The following is a 458-nucleotide window of genomic DNA, read 5'->3' on the forward strand; positions in this document are numbered from 1 at the left end:
GCCGGACACCCCCTAGGGATCAGGTCACCGTACGGCGACACACTTCACCGAACAGCGCCGCACATCGGCCTGCGTTCGCCCACGTCCGCCCGCGTACGACCTCCTGCGGGTTCGTTCGTCGCATGGCGGTGACCGGTGGATGCGGCGGTGCACTGGTTCCATGAACAACGACGAGAAGAAGAACCGGTCCGCACTCGACCTGATCGCCCTCCTCAGCCTGCTCGCCCTCGCGACGATCGTCTACGCCGCCACAGGACCGGAGGCCTTCGCCGCGGTGACAGGCGTCGGGGGCGCGCTCTTCACCAGCTGGCGCAGCCGCCGGGACCGCGACTGAGGAATCCGCCTGCGGCCCTTGTGCGGCCGCGCCCCTCCTCCTACCTTTGACGGAGTCAAAGAAACCGGCCCTGGGTGGACATCATGCCCGTACATGAGATCCGCGCGTTCAACCGCTTCTACAC

1 protein-coding gene is annotated in these 458 nt (G+C 67.2%); it reads left to right on the forward strand.

Annotation, left to right across the window (positions count from 1 at the left end; genetic code table 11):
• The first annotated feature begins 160 nt into the window (after positions 1-160).
• Positions 161-334, forward strand: coding sequence for a hypothetical protein (locus J0695_RS43515; protein ID WP_206967363.1), 174 nt, complete (start codon positions 161-163; stop codon positions 332-334).
• Positions 335-458: the final 124 nt, after the last annotated feature.

Origin of the sequence: Streptomyces beijiangensis (assembly GCF_017315755.1) — a bacterium.
Taxonomy (GTDB): Bacteria; Actinomycetota; Actinomycetes; order Streptomycetales; family Streptomycetaceae; genus Streptomyces; species Streptomyces beijiangensis.

Bases quoted from the DNA above. Each gene is read 5' to 3' on its own strand.
- J0695_RS43515 (WP_206967363.1), top strand. From the start codon at position 161: ATGAACAACGACGAGAAGAAGAACCGGTCCGCACTCGACCTGATCGCC.